The organism is Streptomyces noursei (assembly GCF_001646665.1).
In the GTDB taxonomy this organism is placed as follows: Bacteria; Actinomycetota; Actinomycetes; order Streptomycetales; family Streptomycetaceae; genus Streptomyces; species Streptomyces lavendulocolor.
This window is the reverse complement of the sequence record NZ_LWBU01000383.1, coordinates 66,705-84,090: the sequence shown is the minus strand read 5'-3', so window position 1 is coordinate 84,090 and position 17,386 is coordinate 66,705. Positions and strand designations below refer to the sequence as shown.

Annotated in this window: 14 protein-coding genes and 1 pseudogene; 10 read left to right on the top strand and 5 right to left on the bottom strand. The window is 73.2% G+C overall.

The genetic code is table 11. The annotated features are described in order from the left end of the window. Window positions 1-211 (bottom strand): annotated as a pseudogene (locus A4V12_RS30630) (hypothetical protein); the annotation flags it as partial. 201 nt (window positions 212-412) lie between these two features. Here A4V12_RS30630 and A4V12_RS30625 point away from each other — a divergent pair. From A4V12_RS30625 to A4V12_RS30615, 3 genes are all read left to right on the top strand, one after another. Then, window positions 413-1,447, top strand: coding sequence for an SCO0930 family lipoprotein (locus A4V12_RS30625; protein WP_064072727.1), 1,035 nt, complete (start codon window positions 413-415; stop codon window positions 1,445-1,447). A 318-nt stretch (window positions 1,448-1,765) separates the two neighbouring features. Beyond that, the gene (locus tag A4V12_RS30620; RefSeq protein ID WP_064072726.1) at window positions 1,766-2,578 is read left to right on the top strand and encodes an SAM-dependent methyltransferase; all 813 of its coding nucleotides are present in this window, start codon (window positions 1,766-1,768) and stop codon (window positions 2,576-2,578) included. Further along, the gene (locus tag A4V12_RS30615) at window positions 2,575-4,734 is read left to right on the top strand and encodes a putative bifunctional diguanylate cyclase/phosphodiesterase (protein ID WP_064072725.1); all 2,160 of its coding nucleotides are present in this window, start codon (window positions 2,575-2,577) and stop codon (window positions 4,732-4,734) included. The genes A4V12_RS30620 and A4V12_RS30615 overlap by 4 nt, the downstream gene beginning before the upstream one ends. A gap of 103 nt (window positions 4,735-4,837) precedes the next feature. On the opposite strand, the gene A4V12_RS30610 is transcribed toward A4V12_RS30615, so the two are convergent. The 3 genes from A4V12_RS30610 to A4V12_RS30600 all read right to left on the bottom strand — a co-directional run bounded on the left by A4V12_RS30610 (window position 4,838) and on the right by A4V12_RS30600 (window position 8,459). Beyond that, window positions 4,838-5,641, bottom strand: coding sequence for a phosphatidate cytidylyltransferase (locus A4V12_RS30610; protein WP_199831429.1), 804 nt, complete (start codon window positions 5,639-5,641; stop codon window positions 4,838-4,840). Then, entirely contained in the window at window positions 5,638-7,419 is a 1,782-nt protein-coding gene (locus A4V12_RS30605) for a histidinol-phosphate aminotransferase family protein (protein WP_064072724.1), read from the bottom strand. Before A4V12_RS30605 ends, A4V12_RS30610 begins: the two co-directional genes overlap by 4 nt. A gap of 158 nt (window positions 7,420-7,577) precedes the next feature. Then, the gene (locus A4V12_RS30600; protein ID WP_064072723.1) at window positions 7,578-8,459 is read right to left on the bottom strand and encodes a LysR family transcriptional regulator; all 882 of its coding nucleotides are present in this window, start codon (window positions 8,457-8,459) and stop codon (window positions 7,578-7,580) included. A gap of 96 nt (window positions 8,460-8,555) precedes the next feature. Between A4V12_RS30600 and A4V12_RS30595 the strand changes: the two genes are divergently transcribed. The 5 genes from A4V12_RS30595 (at window position 8,556) to melC2 (ending at window position 13,497) form a co-directional block, all read left to right on the top strand. Next, complete coding sequence (locus tag A4V12_RS30595; protein WP_064072722.1) at window positions 8,556-9,260, top strand: succinate dehydrogenase cytochrome b subunit; 705 nt, start codon at window positions 8,556-8,558, stop codon at window positions 9,258-9,260. A 1-nt stretch (window position 9,261) separates the two neighbouring features. Further along, the gene (locus A4V12_RS30590) at window positions 9,262-11,202 is read left to right on the top strand and encodes a fumarate reductase/succinate dehydrogenase flavoprotein subunit (RefSeq protein WP_064072721.1); all 1,941 of its coding nucleotides are present in this window, start codon (window positions 9,262-9,264) and stop codon (window positions 11,200-11,202) included. After that, entirely contained in the window at window positions 11,199-11,951 is a 753-nt protein-coding gene (locus A4V12_RS30585; RefSeq protein ID WP_064072720.1) for a succinate dehydrogenase/fumarate reductase iron-sulfur subunit, read from the top strand. The genes A4V12_RS30590 and A4V12_RS30585 overlap by 4 nt, the downstream gene beginning before the upstream one ends. A 296-nt stretch (window positions 11,952-12,247) precedes the next feature. Next, entirely contained in the window at window positions 12,248-12,646 is a 399-nt protein-coding gene (gene melC1, locus A4V12_RS30580; protein WP_064072719.1) for an apotyrosinase chaperone MelC1, read from the top strand. A 23-nt stretch (window positions 12,647-12,669) separates the two neighbouring features. Next, entirely contained in the window at window positions 12,670-13,497 is an 828-nt protein-coding gene (gene melC2 / locus A4V12_RS30575; protein WP_064072718.1) for a tyrosinase MelC2, read from the top strand. 147 nt (window positions 13,498-13,644) lie between these two features. On the opposite strand, the gene A4V12_RS30570 is transcribed toward melC2, so the two are convergent. Further along, the gene (locus A4V12_RS30570) at window positions 13,645-14,055 is read right to left on the bottom strand and encodes an SMI1/KNR4 family protein (RefSeq protein ID WP_064072717.1); all 411 of its coding nucleotides are present in this window, start codon (window positions 14,053-14,055) and stop codon (window positions 13,645-13,647) included. A 189-nt stretch (window positions 14,056-14,244) separates the two neighbouring features. On the opposite strand from A4V12_RS30570, the gene A4V12_RS30565 reads away from it, so the two are divergent. Both A4V12_RS30565 and A4V12_RS30555 read left to right on the top strand, forming a co-directional pair. Next, the gene (locus tag A4V12_RS30565; protein WP_064072716.1) at window positions 14,245-15,231 is read left to right on the top strand and encodes a hypothetical protein; all 987 of its coding nucleotides are present in this window, start codon (window positions 14,245-14,247) and stop codon (window positions 15,229-15,231) included. A gap of 270 nt (window positions 15,232-15,501) precedes the next feature. After that, complete coding sequence (locus A4V12_RS30555) at window positions 15,502-17,385, top strand: HSP90 family protein (RefSeq protein WP_064072714.1); 1,884 nt, start codon at window positions 15,502-15,504, stop codon at window positions 17,383-17,385. The last annotated feature ends 1 nt before the right edge of the window (window position 17,386 follow it).

Genomic DNA, 17,386 nt, shown 5'->3' with positions numbered 1-17,386 from the left:
CGGGCTCCGGTGGGGGAGGGGGCGCCGGCGTCGGGGTGGGACTCGGCGAGCAGGTGTCACCGCCCGCCCCGGAGACCACCGGGGCGGACGTACCCGGTCCGACGTGGGCGACGGCGCAGGCGTCCGCCGCCGCGGGCAGCGGGACGGCCAGCAGCCAGCCGAGGGCGGCGGCCGACAGGAGCCGGGCGGCGAGGGTTCCGTACACGCGCAAGAGCATGATCGTTCAACGGCCCGGAGGTGCTCCGAAGCATCGCAATTCCCCTGATGGAGGGGTTTTCCGGCCGGTGCCGTTACCCGCCCGCGGGAGAAATTTTCCGGCGCGTTGAACGCGCGGCGCCCCGCCACCCGTACATAGGGCCATGAACGGCGCACCTGGCGTCGCCAAACTACCTCGATACTCACGGGAGTTGACATGAAGACCTGGCGGAACGCCTCGCTCGCGCTGTCCGCGGCGGCCGTGCTCGCGCTGACGACGGCGTGCGGTCAGGAGAAGGGTGACCAGGCCCCCGCCGGCTCGGTCGGCGCCGCCGCACCGGCGGGTGCGCCCGCCGAGAACGGCGCCGGATACGGCTCCGGTTCCGGATACGGCTCCGGCGCGGGTTCCGGGGGGCAGGCGGCGGCCGCCAAGCCGGCCGGCCAGCTCGCCGTGTGGGACAGCAAGGAACTCGGCAAGGTCGTCACCGACAGCGAGGGCCTCACGCTCTACCGCTTCGACAAGGACACGCCGAACCCGCCCAAGTCCAACTGCGAGGGCGACTGCGCGAAGGCCTGGCCCGTGGTGGCCGCCGACGGCGCCAAGCCCCCGGCCGGGGTGGACGCCTCCCTGATGGGGGAGATCACCCGCGCCGACGGCACCAAGCAACTGACCATCGACGGCTGGCCGATGTACCGGTACATCAAGGACAGCAAGCCGGGCGACGTCAAGGGCCAGGGTGTCGGCGGCACCTGGTTCGCGGCCGCCCCCGACGGCAAGAAGGCGGCCCTGTCGGGCGGCGGCGACGAGGGGGCCGCTGACGACGAGGGTGCCGGTGACGAGGGGGCGGCCGAGGACCAGGGCGGCGAGGGCGGAGGCTCGGCGGCCGACCTGGCGGGCCTGTCCGTCCGCAAGGACCCCAAGCTCGGCGAGATCGTCGTCGACAAGAACGGCATGACGGTCTACCGCTTCGAGAAGGACTCGGCGTGGCCCATGAAGACCGCCTGCACCGGCGAGTGCCTGGAGAAGTGGCCGGTCGTCGCGCCCGTCGAGAAGAACGACACCGAGGGCATCTCCCTCAAGGGCTACGTCACCTTCGACCGCCCCGACGGCATCAAGCAGCAGACCATCGACTGCTGGCCGCTGTACACCTTCGCGGGCGACAAGAAGCCCGGTGACACCAACGGCCAGGGCGTCGGCGGTACCTGGTACGCCATCTCGCCGGCCGGAAAGATGGTCGGGGCGCCCAAGTAGAGTCCCCACGCGCGTCCCGACCCGGGGTCCGGCCCAGCCGGCCCGGACCCCTCGCCGGCCCGCCGTCCCACGCCCCCCGCGTGGCCGGCGGGCCGGTCGTACGCGTCCCCGCGCACCCGCCGGGGCGGTACCGTGCACGGGGCCCGTCGAACGGTCGGGAACACCGCACGTGCCGGGGTCCGATGACCGGGACGTGTGACCAAGAACGGATCGATAATTTCCGTTTCCCCTCGCTCTCCAGGCGGGCGATCAGTAGCCTCGGCTCGAACACTGGCCATGAACACGGCCGCATCCCGTGGCGACTTGTTGGAGACATCGATGGAGCGTCCCGCCTGGGCCCCGCCGGGCATCGATATTTCGGTGCCGAGCGTGTCCCGCATTTACGACTACTACCTGGGCGGCTCGCACAACTTCGAAGTGGACCGGGAAGCGGCCCGCAAGGCCATGGAATTCGTGCCGGGACTTCCCAAAGTCATGCAGGCCAACCGCGCCTTCATGCGCCGGGCGGTCCGGTACGCGGTGGACGAGGGCATCACCCAGTTCCTCGACATCGGCTCCGGCATCCCCACCTTCGGCAACGTCCACGAAGTGGCCCAGTCCGCCGACCCCGCCGCCCGCGTCCTGTACGTCGACCACGACCCGGTCGCCGTCGCCCACAGCCGGGCGGTCCTGGAGGGCAACGAGAACGCCGGCGTCGTCGCCGCCGACCTGCGCAAGCCGCAGGACATACTGGACTCGCCCGAGGCGGGCCGGCTCCTCGACCCGGACCGCCCCGTGGCGCTGCTGCTGGTGTCCGTCCTGCACTTCGTGGAGGACGCGGACGAGCCGCACCGCGCCGTCGCCGAGCTGCGCGACGCCCTGGCGCCCGGCAGCCTGCTGATCATCAGCCACGCGGCGTACGAGGGCATGCCGCTGCCGCAGGAGCGGGTGGGCGGCGCGGTGGGCGTCTACCGCGACATCCGCAACCCTCTGGTGATGCGGACGCGCGCGGAGATCGCGCGCTTCTTCGACGGGTTCGCGCTGGTGGATCCGGGGCTCGTCAAGATGCCGGAGTGGCGGCCGGAGAATCCGGTCGACCAGGAGGATCCATACGCCTTCTCGGGCTTCGCAGGGGTGGGGCGCAAGGCGTGAACATGCCGGCGCAGGCCCCCGGTTCCGCCGCGGAGCCGGACGGTCTGGAGGACAGACTCCAGCGGTTCGCGACCATCTGGAGCCGGGCCGTCTTCCCCGTCACGGCCACGTCGCTGACCCGCCCCGAGATAGAGCGGCACCTGCTCCCCCTGGCCCGCGACCTGAGCGACGCCCTGCACGGGCGGCCGTTCGACCCGGCGCCCGCGCACCGCGTGGGCGCCGCCCTGGTGGCGGCCCACTGCACCGACCCGGACGCGCTCAGCCGCAGCCTCGGCGTGGTCGACTCGTACCTGGTGCTGTACTGCGGCGGCGACGGGGAGCCGGAGGAGCTGCGGGCCCGCTGCGCCCGGCTCCAGCACGCCCTGGCGGCGGGCTTCGCGCAGGCGCTGCGCGAGCGGACCCTCGTGGAGCAGGAGGCCATCGCCCGCTCGGCGCTCGTGGCCCGCACCTTCGCCGAGCAGGCCCTGCACGCCACCGAGGCCCGCTTCCGGGCCGTGTTCGAGGGCGCCGCCCTCGGCATCGGCATCGCCGACCTCGACGGCAACGTCCTGGAGGTCAACGGGGCCCTCACCCGCATGTTCGGCGGCCTGGAGCACCACGTCCGGGGCCGCAAGGTCAGCGAGTGGGTGCACCCCGAGGACGCGCCGCACGTCTGGAAGCTGTACGGCGAGCTGGTCCGGGGCGAGCGGGACGACTTCCGGGTCGAGAAGGCCTTCTACCGGGGCGACGGCACCGTCCTGTGGACCAACCTGACCGTCTCCCTGCTGCGGGACGCCGACGGGGTCCCCCAGTACCAGCTGGCGCTGATGGAGGACACCACCGAGCGCCGGCTGCTCAACCTGCGGCTGCGGTACGAGGCGACGCACGACGCGCTGACCGGTCTGCCCAACCGGACCCTGTTCTTCGAACGGCTGGACAAGGTGCTGTCCTCGGGCGACGGCACCCGCTTCGGCCTGTGCTACCTCGACCTCGACGGCTTCAAGGCCATCAACGACAGCCTCGGCCACGCGGCCGGCGACCGGCTGCTCGTCGAGGTCGCCGACCGCCTCCAGAGCGTCGCGACCCGGCCGGGGGAGATGGTCGCCCGCCTCGGCGGCGACGAGTTCGTGGCGCTCACCACCGGCACGGACACCGAGCAGCAGGCCGACGAGCTGGCCCACCGCATCCTCGGCGCCCTGGCCACGCCCGTCCGGCTGGACGGCCGCGAGCTGACCGTGCGCGGCAGCGTCGGCATCGTCGAGGGGCCGGCCGGCGAGCGGGGGCCGGCGGAGGTGCTGCGCAGCGCCGACATCACCATGTACCGGGCCAAGGCGGCGGGGGGCAACCGCTTCGAGCGGGCCGACCCCGAGGCGGACGCCCGCGCCATCACCCGGCACGGCCTGACCACCGCGCTGCCCGCGGCACTGGACCGGGGCGAGTTCTTCATCGAGTACCAGCCGCTGGTGCACCTCGGCGACGGCAGTGTGCACGGCGCGGAGGCGCTGGTGCGCTGGTGCCACCCGCAGCACGGCGTGCTCGGCCCGGACCGGTTCATCCCGCTCGCCGAGCACACCGGCCTCATCGTGCCGCTCGGCCGCTGGGTGCTCCAGGAGGCGGTGCGCCAGGCACGGTTCTGGAACCGGAGCCACGCCGACGGCGGCCCCCTGCGCATCAACGTCAACCTGTCGCCCACGCAGCTGCACCACCCGAACCTGGTCGCCGACACCGTCGACGTACTGGAGCGGTCGGGGCTCGACCCGGGCGCGCTGTGCCTGGAGGTGACCGAGTCCGCGCTGATCGGCGCCGACGAGGACCTGCTCAAGCCGCTGCGGCAGCTGGCCGACATGGGCGTGGACATAGCGCTGGACGACTTCGGCACGGGCTACTCGAACCTGGCCAACCTGCGCAGGCTCCCGGTCAGCGTGCTGAAGCTGGACCGCTCCTTCACCCAGAGCATGCAGCAGCACCCGATCGACCCGGTCGACCTCAAGATCGTCGAAGGGATCGTCTCCCTGGCGCACAGTCTGGAGCTCGCGGTCACGGTGGAGGGCGTCGAAACCGGCGCCCAGGCCGAGCAGTTGCGCGAGCTGGGCTGCGACACGGCCCAGGGCTGGTACTACGCCCGCCCCGGCGCCCCGGACCGCATCCACTCCCTGGTCCTGGCCGACGCGGTGTGACCCCCTCCGCCGGCGCGGGCGGGCCCTCCCGGCCCGCCCCCGGGCCCCCGGCACGGGCCCGCGCCGGCTTCCGTCCGCCCCCCGGGCCGGCCCCGGCCGGGGGTCAGCCCAGCACCAGCAGCACCGCCAGCGCGACGAGCAGGGAGTCGATGCGGTCCAGCAGGCCGCCGGAGCCGGGCAGCCAGTCACCGGCGTCCTTCGCCCGCGCACCCCGCTTGACCATGGACTCGAGGAGGTCGCCGGCCGGGCCGCCGACCGCCACCGCGACCGCCATCGGCCAGCCGGTCGCGGACAGCACGGCCAGCGTGCCGAGGCCCGCCACGGCCCCCGCCAGCGTCCCGCTCCACCGCTTGGCCGGTGAGAGCGGCGACAACCGCGGCCCGCCCAGTCTCCGGCCCGCGAAGTACGCCACGATGTCGGCGACCGAGACCGCGACGAACAGCGCCAGCCCGTCCGCCCCGAGCGGCACCAGCGCGGCCAGCACACCCAGCCACACCAGCCCCAGCAGCCCGGCACCGAGCCGGCGCAGACCGTCGTCGGCGTCACCGGCCACGAGCGGCACCGCGGCGATCGCGAGCGCCCCGGCCGCGGCCACCCGGAACACCTCCCCCGGCGCCAGCCAGGCGGCCAGCACCACGCCCACCACCGCGCCCGCCAGCACCGCCCGGTCCGCCCGCCCCAGCCGCACCAGCCCGCCGTACTCCACCACCGCGATCACCCCGACCGCGCAGGCGATGGCCGCCGTACCGGGGCGGCCCCACCAGAACGCGGCCGTGACCAGCGGCACCCCGACCGCCCAGGCGCACCACCTGACCAGCAGCTCACGCCGCCGGGACGCCGCCACCGCGACGCCGCTCAGCGCCAGCGCCCCACCGAGGAAGGGCGCCAGCGAGGCCACGGTGGTCACCGGGCGCCACCGGCGACGGGCAGTCCCGCGGGTGCCGCCGCGCCGGACGCGCCCGGGCCGGGCCGCAGCGCGTCCAGGGCCGCCCCGAACGCGGCCACGATGCGCGCGTTCTCGGCGGTGTCCCGGACCGCGACGCGCACGGTGCGGCCCCGGTACTCCGGCGACAGCGGCGACAGGTCGCGCAGGTACACGTCGTGGCGGCGGCACTCGGCCACCAGCCGCGCGGCACTCGGCCCACCGGACGGCAGGGTCACCGAGAGGAAGTTCGCCACGGACTCCTCCACCACCAGGGACCCGTCCAGCCCGGCCAGGCCGGCGGCCAGCCGCCCGCGCAGCACGTGGGTGCGCTGCCGGCACGCCCGGTAGTGCTCCGGGTCCCGCAGGGCCGCCACCGCCGCGAGCTGCGCCGGGAGGCTCACCTGCCACGGCGGTGTCCACCGCCGCAGCGACGCCCCGGTGTCCGGCTCGGCCACCAGGTACGCGGCCCGCACGCCCGACAGCGCGTACATCTTGGACAGCGAGCTGCACACCACGACCCGCCGGTCCGTCGCGGCGAGTTCCGCCAGCGACTCGCCCATGCCGACGTAGCCGAGGTACGCCTCGTCGATCCACCAGCGGGTCCGCTCCGGCGCGCCGGCGATCACCGCACGCAGCTCGGCGGCCGGTGCGTGGCGCCCGGTCGGGTTGTTCGGGTTGACCACCACCACGAGGTCGTACCGCCCCGCCGCGACGGCCGCGGACAGCCGCTCCGGATCGATCCGCCAGCCCTCCTCGCGGCGCAGCCGGAACCGGTCCACCCGGCAGCCGATCACCCGCTCGGTGACATGGGCGTACTCGCCGTAGCCCGGGTCCATCAGCAGCACCCTGCTGTCCGGCGTCAGCCACCGCCCGAACGCCCGGAAGATCAGGTCGGACGATCCGGCGCCCACCGCGAGGGTCTCCACGGGCAGCGCCCGGGCCGTGGCGATCTCCGCCAGCAGGCCCTCGGCGCCGGTCGGCGGCGAGGTGCGGGCGGCCCAGTCAGGGTCTTCCGCGAGCGCCGCCCGCACACCGGGGGCGGGCGGGAACCAGGCGTCCAGCACATCGGCCGCGACCACCCGGTGGCGCCGGTGCAGGTCGCGGAAGTCCGTGCCGATGGCGGTGAACGAGGCGCCGCCGTGCTCGCAGCCGTCCGGCCGGGGCTCGAACGCCACGTCCAGCCGCCAGTCCACCCGCGACCGCAGGCGCTCCACCACACCGCCGTGACGGTCCCTCACCACCCGCGTCAGCGCGGCCACCTCACCGGTCAGCACCTCGAACGTCACCGCACCCGCGCGGACGGTGCGGCCCACCGGGCGCAGACCGGCGGACACGTACATGTCGAGCAGCTCGGTGCGCCCCATCGCCACCACCCGGCGCCCGCCCCGGGCGGCGATCCAGCGCAGCGCCGCGTACATCAGCAGTGGCGCCGCCGCGGTGGACCGCCAGCGCGGCTCGACGGTGAGGATGCGGACCTCGAACACGTCCGGCTCCGCCAGCAGCGGCAACTCCTCGCGGTCCAGGTACTTGTCGAGCCCGTACCGGCCCAGCCAGGGCGGGGTCAGGCTGACGAAGCCGAGGCGGGCCTCGCCGCGCGCCGCGACCAGGTAGACGTTGTCGCCGTCCAGCCCGTCGCGGAGCCGGCCGGCCGGATCGGGCGCGTGCTGGCCCAACTCCTCTGCGTACACCCGGTGACGCAGTTCGTGGATCCACTCCAGATCCTCCGGGGTGGCAGTACGGAGCTGCACGTCACGCCTCATGGACACCTTCTTCCGACGCGGGCTTGGGACGCCCCATCGTCGAAGAACGCGGACCGGCCGGTCAGGGACGAGCGACGCAGACTACCTGAGTACGCGTACTCAGGCGCCGCCGCCCCCGGTACGGGAAGGCGGGAGCGGGTGCGCCGCCCGGAAAACCGTCACCCCCGCCGTGCCAGCAGGAGCCGCTGGAGTTCCCGTGCGGCCCGGGGCGGTTCCACGTCGCTGCGGTGCGCGAGCGCGATCGTGCGGCTCAGCCCCGGCCGCGCCAGCGCCGTGACCCTGAGGTCCCGCCCCGCCCGCGCCGCCACCATGGCCGGCACCACCGCCATGCCCAGCCCCGCCCGTACGAAGCCGAGCACGGCGTCCATCTCGCCGCCCTCCACCGTGAACGACGGCTCGAACCCCTCCGCCCGGCACGCCGCCACGGTGAGGTCCCGCAGGTCGTAGCCGTGCCGGAACATCACCAGGGGCTGCCCCTCCAGGTCCGCGATCCGCACCGGCCGGCGCGGTGCCGGGGCGGCCGACGAGGAGACGACCACCAGGTCCTCGTGGAGCAGTTCCACGGTGGTCAGCGCCGGTGACGGCGTCGGCAGCGGCAGCACCACGAGGGCCAGGTCGAGGGCGCCGCGCGCCAGCTCGCGCACGAGGTCGTGGGAGCCGCTCTCCTCGATCAGCAGCCGGATGCCCGGGTGCAGGTCGTGGAAGGCGCGCAGCACGTCGGGCAGGAGGCCGGTGCACAGACTCGGCGTCGCCCCCAGCCGTACCCGCCCGCGCCGCAGCTGGGCCAGCTCCTGCACCTCGTGGCGGGCGGTGTCGGCGTCCGCCAGGATGCGGCGGGCCAGCGGCAGCAGCGCCTCTCCCGCGTCGGTGAGCGCGATGTTGCCGCGCGCCCGGCTGAAGAGTTCGGCCCCCAGCTCCTTCTCCAGGGCCCTGATCTGCTGCGACAGCGACGGCTGCGAGACGTGGACGCGCTCGGCGGCCCGGGTGAAGTGCCGGGTCTCGGCCACCGCAACGAAGTACAGGAGCTGCTGGAACTGCATGGCACCACCCTAAGCGCCTTACATAGCCATCGCCTATGGAGATCAGCCGGACCATGTCTTGGACCTCTGGAGGGGGCGCCGCTTAGCGTCGATGCCATGGCTCTGGCATCGCGGACGGATCGGAAACCGTCCCTCCCGCGCACGTTCTGGCGCTCGACGGTCGGCAAGAAGACGGTCATGGCCGTCAGCGGCCTCATCATGATCGCCTACCTCGTCGCGCACGTGATGGGCAACCTGAAGGTGTTCTTCGGCCCCGGCGAGTTCAACGCCTACGGGCACTGGCTGCGCACGATGGGCGAGCCCGTCCTGCACTACGAGTGGGGGCTGTGGATCACCCGCGTGGTGCTGCTCACGGCCGTGATCGCCCACGGCGTCTCGGCCTACCAGCTCAGCAGGCGGGACATCAGGGCCCGCCCCACGGCGTACGTCCACAAGCGCCGCCACGCGAGCTACGCCACCCGCACCATGCGCTGGGGCGGTGTGATCGTGGCGCTGTTCATCGTCTGGCACATCCTCGACCTGACGACGCTGACCGTGAACCCGAACGCCCAGGCCGGCCACCCCTACGAGAACGTCGTCGCCACCTTCTCCACCTGGTACGGCAACGTGATCTACATCGTCGCGATGCTCGCCGTCGGGCTGCACATCCGGCACGGCTTCTGGTCCGCCGCCCAGACCCTCGGCGTGGGCAACGCCTCCCGCGACCGAGCCCTGAAGGCCCTCGCCAACGGCCTCGCGCTGGTGCTGACCGCGGGCTTCGTCTCCGTACCCGTCGCCGTCATGACCGGAGTGGTGAGCTGACATGACCTACCTGGATTACGAGATCGGCGCGCCGATCAAGGACGAGAAGGCGCCCGGCGGCCCCGTCGCCGAGCGCTGGGACAGGCGCCGCTTCGAGGCGAAGCTGGTGAACCCCGCCAACCGCCGCAAGCACACGGTCATCGTCGTCGGCACCGGTCTCGCGGGCGGCTCCGCCGGCGCGACCCTGGCCGAACAGGGCTACCGGGTCGTCCAGTTCTGCTACCAGGACTCCCCGCGCCGCGCCCACTCCATCGCCGCGCAAGGAGGCATCAACGCGGCGAAGAACTACCGCAACGACGGCGACTCCGTCCACCGCCTCTTCTACGACACCGTCAAGGGCGGCGACTTCCGCGCCCGCGAGTCCAACGTCCACCGGCTGGCCCAGATCTCCGTGGAGATCATCGACCAGTGCGTCGCCCAGGGCGTGCCCTTCGCCCGCGAGTACGGCGGTCTCCTCGACACCCGCTCCTTCGGCGGCGTGCAGGTCTCCCGCACCTTCTACGCCCGGGGCCAGACCGGCCAGCAGCTGCTGCTCGGCGCCTACCAGGCGCTGTCCCGGCAGATCGCGGCCGGGAACGTGGAGATGCACCCGCGCACCGAGATGCTCGACCTGATCGTCGTCGACGGACGGGCGCGCGGCATCGTGGCCCGCGACCTGATCAGCGGCGAGATCTCCACGCACTTCGCCGACGCGGTGGTCCTGGCGTCCGGCGGCTACGGCAACGTCTTCTACCTGTCGACGAACGCCATGAACTCCAACGCCACCGCGATCTGGCGCGCGCACCGGCGCGGCGCGTACTTCGCCAACCCCTGCTTCACCCAGATCCACCCCACCTGCATCCCGCGCACCGGTGACCACCAGTCCAAGCTGACGCTGATGAGCGAGTCGCTGCGCAACGACGGACGCATCTGGGTGCCCAGGGCGCGCGGTGACCGGCGTCCGCCGCACGAGATCCCCGAGGACGAGCGAGACTACTACCTGGAGCGGATCTACCCGTCGTTCGGCAACCTGGTGCCGCGCGACATCGCCTCGCGCGCCGCGAAGAACGTGTGTGACGAGGGCCGCGGGGTCGGCCCCGGCGGCCAGGGCGTGTACCTGGACTTCGCCGACGCCATCCGCCGCATGGGCAGGAAGGCGGTGGAGGAGAAGTACGGCAACCTCTTCGACATGTACGAGCGGATCACCGCGGAGAACCCGTACGAGGTGCCGATGCGGATCTACCCGGCCGTGCACTACACGATGGGCGGGCTGTGGGTCGACTACGACCTGCAGACCACCGTCCCCGGCCTGTTCGCGATCGGCGAGGCGAACTTCTCCGACCACGGCGCCAACCGGCTCGGCGCGTCGGCGCTGATGCAGGGACTCGCCGACGGGTACTTCGTCCTGCCGTCCACCATCAACGACTACCTCGCCCGCGCCCCGCGCAGCGAGCCCGTCGCCGAGGACCACCCGGCGGTGCGGGAGGCGGTCACCGGGACCCGCGACCGGCTCGCGCGGCTCCTCGCGGTCGACGGCGACCGCACACCGGACTCCTTCCACCGCGAGGTCGGCGAGCTGATGTGGGAGTTCTGCGGCATGGCCCGCACCGAGGAGGGGCTGCGCAAGGCGCTCGACCGGATCCCGCGGATCCGCGAGGAGTTCTGGCGCCGGATCAAGGTGCCGGGCACGGGGGAGGAGTTCAACCAGTCGCTGGAGAAGGCGAACCGCATCGTCGACTACCTGGAACTGGCCGAGCTGATGTGCCTCGACGCCCTGCACCGCTCCGAGTCCTGCGGCGGCCACTTCCGCGAGGAGTCCCAGACCCCGGACGGCGAGGCCGCCCGCAAGGACGACGAGTTCGCCTACGCGGCCGCCTGGGAGTTCACCGGCGGCGCCCCCGTCCTGCACAAGGAAGACCTCGTCTTCGAGTACGTCCACCCCACCCAGCGGAGCTACGCATGAAGCTCACCCTGCGCGTCTGGCGCCAGAAGAACGCCGACGCCCCCGGCGCCATGGCCACCTACGAGGTGGACGGCATCTCCGAGGACATGTCCTTCCTGGAGATGCTCGACACGCTCAACGAGGAGCTCATCCTCCGGGGCGAGGACCCCGTCGCCTTCGACCACGACTGCCGCGAGGGCATCTGCGGGGCCTGCTCGCTCGTCATCAACGGCGACGCCCACGGGCCGGAGCGCACCACCAGCTGCCAGCTGCACATGCGGTCGTTCGAGGACGGCGACACCATCGACGTCGAGCCGTGGCGGGCCGCGGCCTTCCCGGTCGTCAGGGACCTGGTCGTGGACCGGTCCGCCTTCGACCGGATCATCCAGGCCGGCGGCTACATCAGCGCCCCCACCGGCTCCGCCCCCGAGGCGCACGCCACGCCGGTGCCCAAGGCGGACGCGGACTTCGCCTTCGAACACGCCGAGTGCATCGGCTGCGGCGCCTGTGTGGCGGCCTGTCCCAACGGTTCGGCGATGCTCTTCACCTCGGCGAAGGTCAACCACCTCAACGTCCTGCCGCAGGGCGCCCCGGAACGGGAGACCCGCGTCCTCGACATGGTCCGCGTCATGGACGAGGAGGGCTTCGGCGGCTGCACGCTGACCGGCGAGTGCGCCACCGCCTGCCCGAAGGGCATCCCGCTGCCGTCGATCGCGGCGATGAACAAGGAGTGGCTGCGGGCGAACCGCAAGGCGCCGCGCCGCGGCTGATTCCGGACACTCTGCGGGCGTGAGCCCGACCACGTACACCGCCCCGGAACAGAAGAATTTTCACGAGGTTGTCACATCCTCCGCAAATCTTCCGCCCCGGGGCGGTGGCGTGCCCGCGAACAACAAGATCAACTTCGTTCAAGTCTGCACTTTAGATGGCGAGTTGTCCGTATCGCGGCCAACCGGCACCAGCGGAATTCCGCAGTCCGAAAACCCCCGGTACCCATGGGTCGTGCCGGGGGCAATTGACCACACCCCCGGCGGCACCGACCACCGCACCACTCAGGGGGTTACCCATGTCCACCATCACCCGCCGCCGCGCGCTCGGCGCCGCCGCGTCGGCCGCCGTCGGCATCGCCGCGGGGCGCGCCCTCACGGCACCCGACCGGGCCGAGGCCGCGACGGCCCGGCCGGACGCCGCCGCACCGGAGACGTTCGACGAGATCTACCTGGGCCGCCGCATACAGGGCGGACCCCAGGGCGGCGGCCACCACGGCGGCGGCCACCACGGGGGCCACGGCGGCGACTACGCCGTACGCGTCGACGGCGAGGAACTGCACGTCATGCGGAACGCCGACGGCACCTGGATCAGCGTGATCAACCACTACGAGCCGCTCGCCACGCCCCGAGCCGTGGCCCGGGCCGCCGTCCGCGAACTGCAGGGCGCCCCGCTCGTTCCGCTCACCCTCGTCTGATCACGATCCGGAGCCGCACCACCATGACCGTACGCAAGAACCAGGCCCAGCTGACCGCCGCCGAGAAGCGCAGCTTCGTCAACGCGGTGCTGGAGCTCAAGCGCACCGGCCGGTACGACACGTTCGTCACCACCCACAACGCGTTCATCATGAGCGACACCGACGACGGCGACCGCGTCGGCCACCGCTCACCCTCCTTCCTGCCCTGGCACCGGCGCTACCTCCTCGAGTTCGAACGGGCCCTCCAGGCCGTCGACCCGACCGTCGCCCTGCCCTACTGGGACTGGACGGTGGACCGCACGCCCCGGGCCTCCCTGTGGGCGCCCGACTTCCTCGGCGGCACCGGCCGGGCCCGGGACGGCCAGGTGATGGACGGTCCGTTCGCCCGCTCCGCCAACCGCTGGACCGTGTCCGTGCGCGTCGACGGCCGCGACTTCCTGCGCCGTGCGCTCGGCGCCGGCGGCCGCCAGCTCCCCACCCGCGTCGAGGTCGACGCCGTCCTCGCCATGGAGACCTACGACATGCCGCCCTGGAACAGCGCCTCCGACGGCTTCCGCAACCACCTCGAAGGGTGGCGCGGCGCCAACCTTCACAACCGCGTCCACGTCTGGGTCGGCGGCCAGATGGGCACCGGGGTGTCCCCCAACGACCCGGTCTTCTGGCTCCACCACGCCTTCATCGACAAGCTGTGGGCCGACTGGCAGGCCCGCCACCCCCGCTCCGCCTACCTCCCGGCCGCCGGCACCCCGAACGTCGTCGACCTGAACGACACCATGCGCCCGTGGAACGACGTCACCCCGGCCGACATGCTCGACCACACCCGCCACTACACCTACGACACGGCCGCCTGACCCGGTCCGGCGCGGCACGGGCGGTCCGCCCCGGCCCCGGCCGGAACGTCCACCGCCGGTGCTCGCGCCGGCCGTCCGTGCCGACCACGCCGACCGGACCGACCACGCCGACCGGACCCGACGGGACCCGACCGCGCCGGCGGCGGCTCAGGCCGCCGGGACCCAGACCTCGCCCGCCCAGTGCCACACCGACTCCCAGCGGTCCTCCGTCAGGCCGTACGTGTCGCACGACCACACGACGACCGTGCCGTCCGGAGCCACCAGGTAGAACAGGTGCTCGTCCTGGCACAGGACGACCAGCTCCCGCGGGACGCCCTGCTCCCAGGCGAGCTCCGCCAGGCCGGGCAGGTGCGTGTCCAGCAGCGGGTCCGTGACCGTGACCGGTGCCGGACCGTCACAGACGACGTCGCCCACGCGGAGCAGGAACTCCCTGAGCCCCGCGGGAAGCGTCAGCCCGTGCTCCCGCTCCAGCCGGGCGAGCGCCTCCTCGTCCGGGAGGTCCATCAGCGGCCAGTCCGGGTAATGGGCCGCCCGGATCCGCTCGACGACGTCTTCCATGTCTCTCCTCACACCGTCACCACGCCGGCCCGCGCTCGCAGGCCACCACAAGCCTGTCACCAGCCACTGACAAGCACCCCGACTCGGTACCGGTCCTGTGAAGCACCCGTGGAAACCCGGTGGAAGCGCTGTCGGTGGGGCCGCTTATGCTGCACGGACTCATACGCGGGACCAGGGGAGGACGCGGAGATGTTCGGCAGGCTTTTCGGCAGGGACGCGGGGGGAGCGGAGGCGCATCCGTACGCCCTTCCCGTCCCCCGCAGGGGCAAGCACGGGGTGTACACCCTGCGCGCGCTCGGGGACACGCGCGTCCTCGCACTGGTCGAGGCGGCCGACGCGGGCGACTGGGAGGAGGTCAAGGCGGCGCTGGCCCCCTTCGACCTCGGCCGCGACCACCATGTCCTCGGCCAGGTCGCCGACATGGACGGCGTGCAGGACTGGATCGGCCGCGCCGTCGAGGAGGACAAGGAACACCGGGCCACCGCCCTGCTCATCTCCGGGACGCGCCACATCATGTGGGGCTGGGAGGCCCGTACCGCCGCGCGTGCCGCGGACGTGACGCGGGAGCAGTGGCGCGTCTTCCACGAGCGGCTCCACATCGCCGAGGAACAGCTCCTGGAGGCCGCCGAGTTGCGGCCCGACTGGGTGACGCCGTGGCGCCGCCTCCTCACCTCCGGCCGCGGCATGTCCCTGGGCACCGCCGTCAACGAGACCCGGCTGGACGCCGCCCTGCGCCGCGACCCGCTGGACCTGGAGACCCACCTGGAGTGGGTGTCGCAGCTTCAGCCCCGCTGGGGCGGCGAGCCGGGCCAGGCCATGGCGTTCGCCCGGGACGCGCTCGCCCGCACCCCGCAGGGCCACCGGCTCGGCTGCGTGATCGCCATGGCGCACATCGAGGAGTGGGTCGAGTCCGACCGGGGGGACTGCCTGGTGGACCCGGCCGTCCAGGCCGAGCTGCGGGACGCGGCGGACCACAGCATCCTCCACCCCGCCTACCCGCGCCCCCTGGGCTGGCAGCACGACTTCCACATGTTCGCCATGGCCCTGTCGCTGGCGGGCGAGCAGCACACGGTCCGGCGGGTGTTCCAGGCGCTCGACGGTGCCTACGCCAGCTGGCCGTGGACCTACTTCGCGGAACCCGAGAAGGAATTCACCCGCCGCCACCGCCGCGCCTGAGCCCGCCGCCGTGCCCGTCCGTACCGCCGTGCCGCCGCCCGTGAGCGCCTCCGCGCGCGACCGGGCCGCCGCGCCCGCGTGCGTCCCCGGGCCCGGCCGCGCCGCCGCGCGCGTGCCCGTGCCCGTACACGCACCCGTGTCCGACGCCGTGCCCGACCGTGCACCCGTGTCCGACGCCGTGCCCGACCGTGCACCCGTGCTCGACGCCGCGCCCGCGCGTGACGCCGCGCCCCACCGCCACCTGCCGCTCTCACCACCCCGGACTGCCCGATGACTCTGCCCGACACCGCCGCGAACCCGGCCGGCGCCGACCGCACCTTCCAGGTCGATCTGCGCGGCCTCGTCGACCTCCTCTCCCACCACCTCTACTCCAGCCCCCGCGTCTACCTGCGTGAACTTCTGCAGAACGCGGTGGACGCGCTCACCGCCCGGCACGGCCTCGAACCGGACGCTCCCACCGGTGCCTTCGGCATCCGGCTGTACGCCGACGGCTCGGCCGTCCGCGTCGAGGACGACGGCGTCGGCCTCACCGAGGCCGACGTGCACACCTTCCTCGCCACCATCGGCCGCAGCAGCAAGCGTGCCGTGGGGGTCCCCCCGGACGAGCCCATTCGAGGCTGGGGGAGGATCGCCGAGCAGCGCGGCGACTTCATCGGCCAGTTCGGCATCGGCCTGCTCTCCTGCTTCCTGGTCGCGGACGAGATCCACGTCCTGAGCCGCTCCGCCCGCACCCCCGGCGCACCCGCCGTGGAGTGGCGGGGCCGCGGCGACGGCAGCTACACCGTCCGCACCCTCCCCGCCTCCGCCCGCCCCCGCCCCGGCACCACCGTCACACTGACGCCCCGCGCCGACGCGGGCGAGTGGACCCGGCCGGCGCAGGTGCACGCCCTCGCCCGGCACTTCGGCTCCCTGCTCCGCCACCCGGTGACCTTCGACGACGGCACCGGCGGCCCCGGCACACCCGTCAACCCCGAGCCCGCCCCCTGGGCGCGTACGTACCCCACACCGGGATCACGCTCCCGGGCACTGGCCGCGTACGGCGAGGAGGTCTTCGGCTTCACTCCGCTGGACACCATCGAACTGGACCTGCCGGCCGTGGGCCTCAAGGGCATCGCGTGCGTGCTCCCCGAGGCGGTGCCCGCCGGGCGCCGCCACGGCCACCGCGTGCACGTCAAGGGCATGCTCCTGTCCGAGCAGGCCGAGGAGATCCTGCCCGACTGGGCGTTCTTCGTCCGCTGCGTCGTCGACGCGGAGAGCCTGCGCCCGACCGCCTCCCGCGAGGCGCTGTACGAGGACGACACCCTCGCCGCCGTCCGCGAGGCCCTCGCCGAGAAGCTGCGCGCGTGGATCGCCCGGGCCGCGGCCAGCGACCCGGACCTCCTCGGCCGCTTCCTGCGCACCCACCATCTGGCCGTCAAGTCGCTCGCCGTGCACGACGACGAGATCCTCCGGATGCTGCTGCCCTGGCTGCCGTTCGAGACCACCGATGGCCACACCACCCTCGACGAGTTCGCCCGTACCCACCGCACGGTGCTCGTGACCTCCAGCGTGGAGGAGTTCCGGCAGGTCGCGGCGATCGCCTCGGCAGCCGGACTCGGCGTCGTCAACGGCGGCTACACCTACGACCGCGAACTGGTCCACCGGCTGCCCGAGATCAGGCCCGAGGTCAGTGTCGCCGACCTCGACCCGGCGACCCTCACCGCCCACCTCGACCCCGTCGACCGAGAGACGGAACTCGCCGCCGCGGCCTACCTCGCCCGGGCTCGCGACGCCCTCGCCGTCTTCGACTGCGACGTCGCGCTGCGCACCTTCCATCCCGCCTCCGCCCCCGCCCTCCTCATCGACAGCCGCGAGGCCCGGCACGAGCGCACCCGCTCCCAGCTCGCCCGCGAGCAGGAGGGCGGCCTGTGGGGCGACATCCTCGGCGCCCTGCGCCAGGAGGCCCCCCGGGCCCAGCTGATCCTCAACCAGCTCAACCCGCTGGTCCGCACCGCCGTCACCATCGACGAGCCCGAACTGGCCCGCACCAGCGCCGAAGCCCTCTACGGCCAGGCGGCGCTGCTGTCCAGGCGCCCGCTCAGGCCCGCCGAGTCGAGCCTCATCAACCGCTCCTTCCTCGACCTCCTCGCCCACGCCCTCCGCAAGGACAGCTGAC

Bases quoted from the DNA above. Each gene is read 5' to 3' on its own strand.
- A4V12_RS30595 (WP_064072722.1), top strand. From the start codon at position 8,556: ATGGCTCTGGCATCGCGGACGGATCGGAAACCGTCCCTCCCGCGCACG.
- A4V12_RS30570 (WP_064072717.1), bottom strand. From the start codon at position 14,055: ATGGAAGACGTCGTCGAGCGGATCCGGGCGGCCCATTACCCGGACTGG.
- A4V12_RS30555 (WP_064072714.1), top strand. From the start codon at position 15,502: ATGACTCTGCCCGACACCGCCGCGAACCCGGCCGGCGCCGACCGCACC.
- A4V12_RS30585 (WP_064072720.1), top strand. From the start codon at position 11,199: ATGAAGCTCACCCTGCGCGTCTGGCGCCAGAAGAACGCCGACGCCCCC.
- A4V12_RS30625 (WP_064072727.1), top strand. From the start codon at position 413: ATGAAGACCTGGCGGAACGCCTCGCTCGCGCTGTCCGCGGCGGCCGTG.
- A4V12_RS30565 (WP_064072716.1), top strand. From the start codon at position 14,245: ATGTTCGGCAGGCTTTTCGGCAGGGACGCGGGGGGAGCGGAGGCGCAT.
- melC1 (WP_064072719.1), top strand. From the start codon at position 12,248: ATGTCCACCATCACCCGCCGCCGCGCGCTCGGCGCCGCCGCGTCGGCC.
- A4V12_RS30590 (WP_064072721.1), top strand. From the start codon at position 9,262: ATGACCTACCTGGATTACGAGATCGGCGCGCCGATCAAGGACGAGAAG.
- A4V12_RS30600 (WP_064072723.1), bottom strand. From the start codon at position 8,459: ATGCAGTTCCAGCAGCTCCTGTACTTCGTTGCGGTGGCCGAGACCCGG.
- A4V12_RS30620 (WP_064072726.1), top strand. From the start codon at position 1,766: ATGGAGCGTCCCGCCTGGGCCCCGCCGGGCATCGATATTTCGGTGCCG.
- melC2 (WP_064072718.1), top strand. From the start codon at position 12,670: ATGACCGTACGCAAGAACCAGGCCCAGCTGACCGCCGCCGAGAAGCGC.
- A4V12_RS30605 (WP_064072724.1), bottom strand. From the start codon at position 7,419: ATGAGGCGTGACGTGCAGCTCCGTACTGCCACCCCGGAGGATCTGGAG.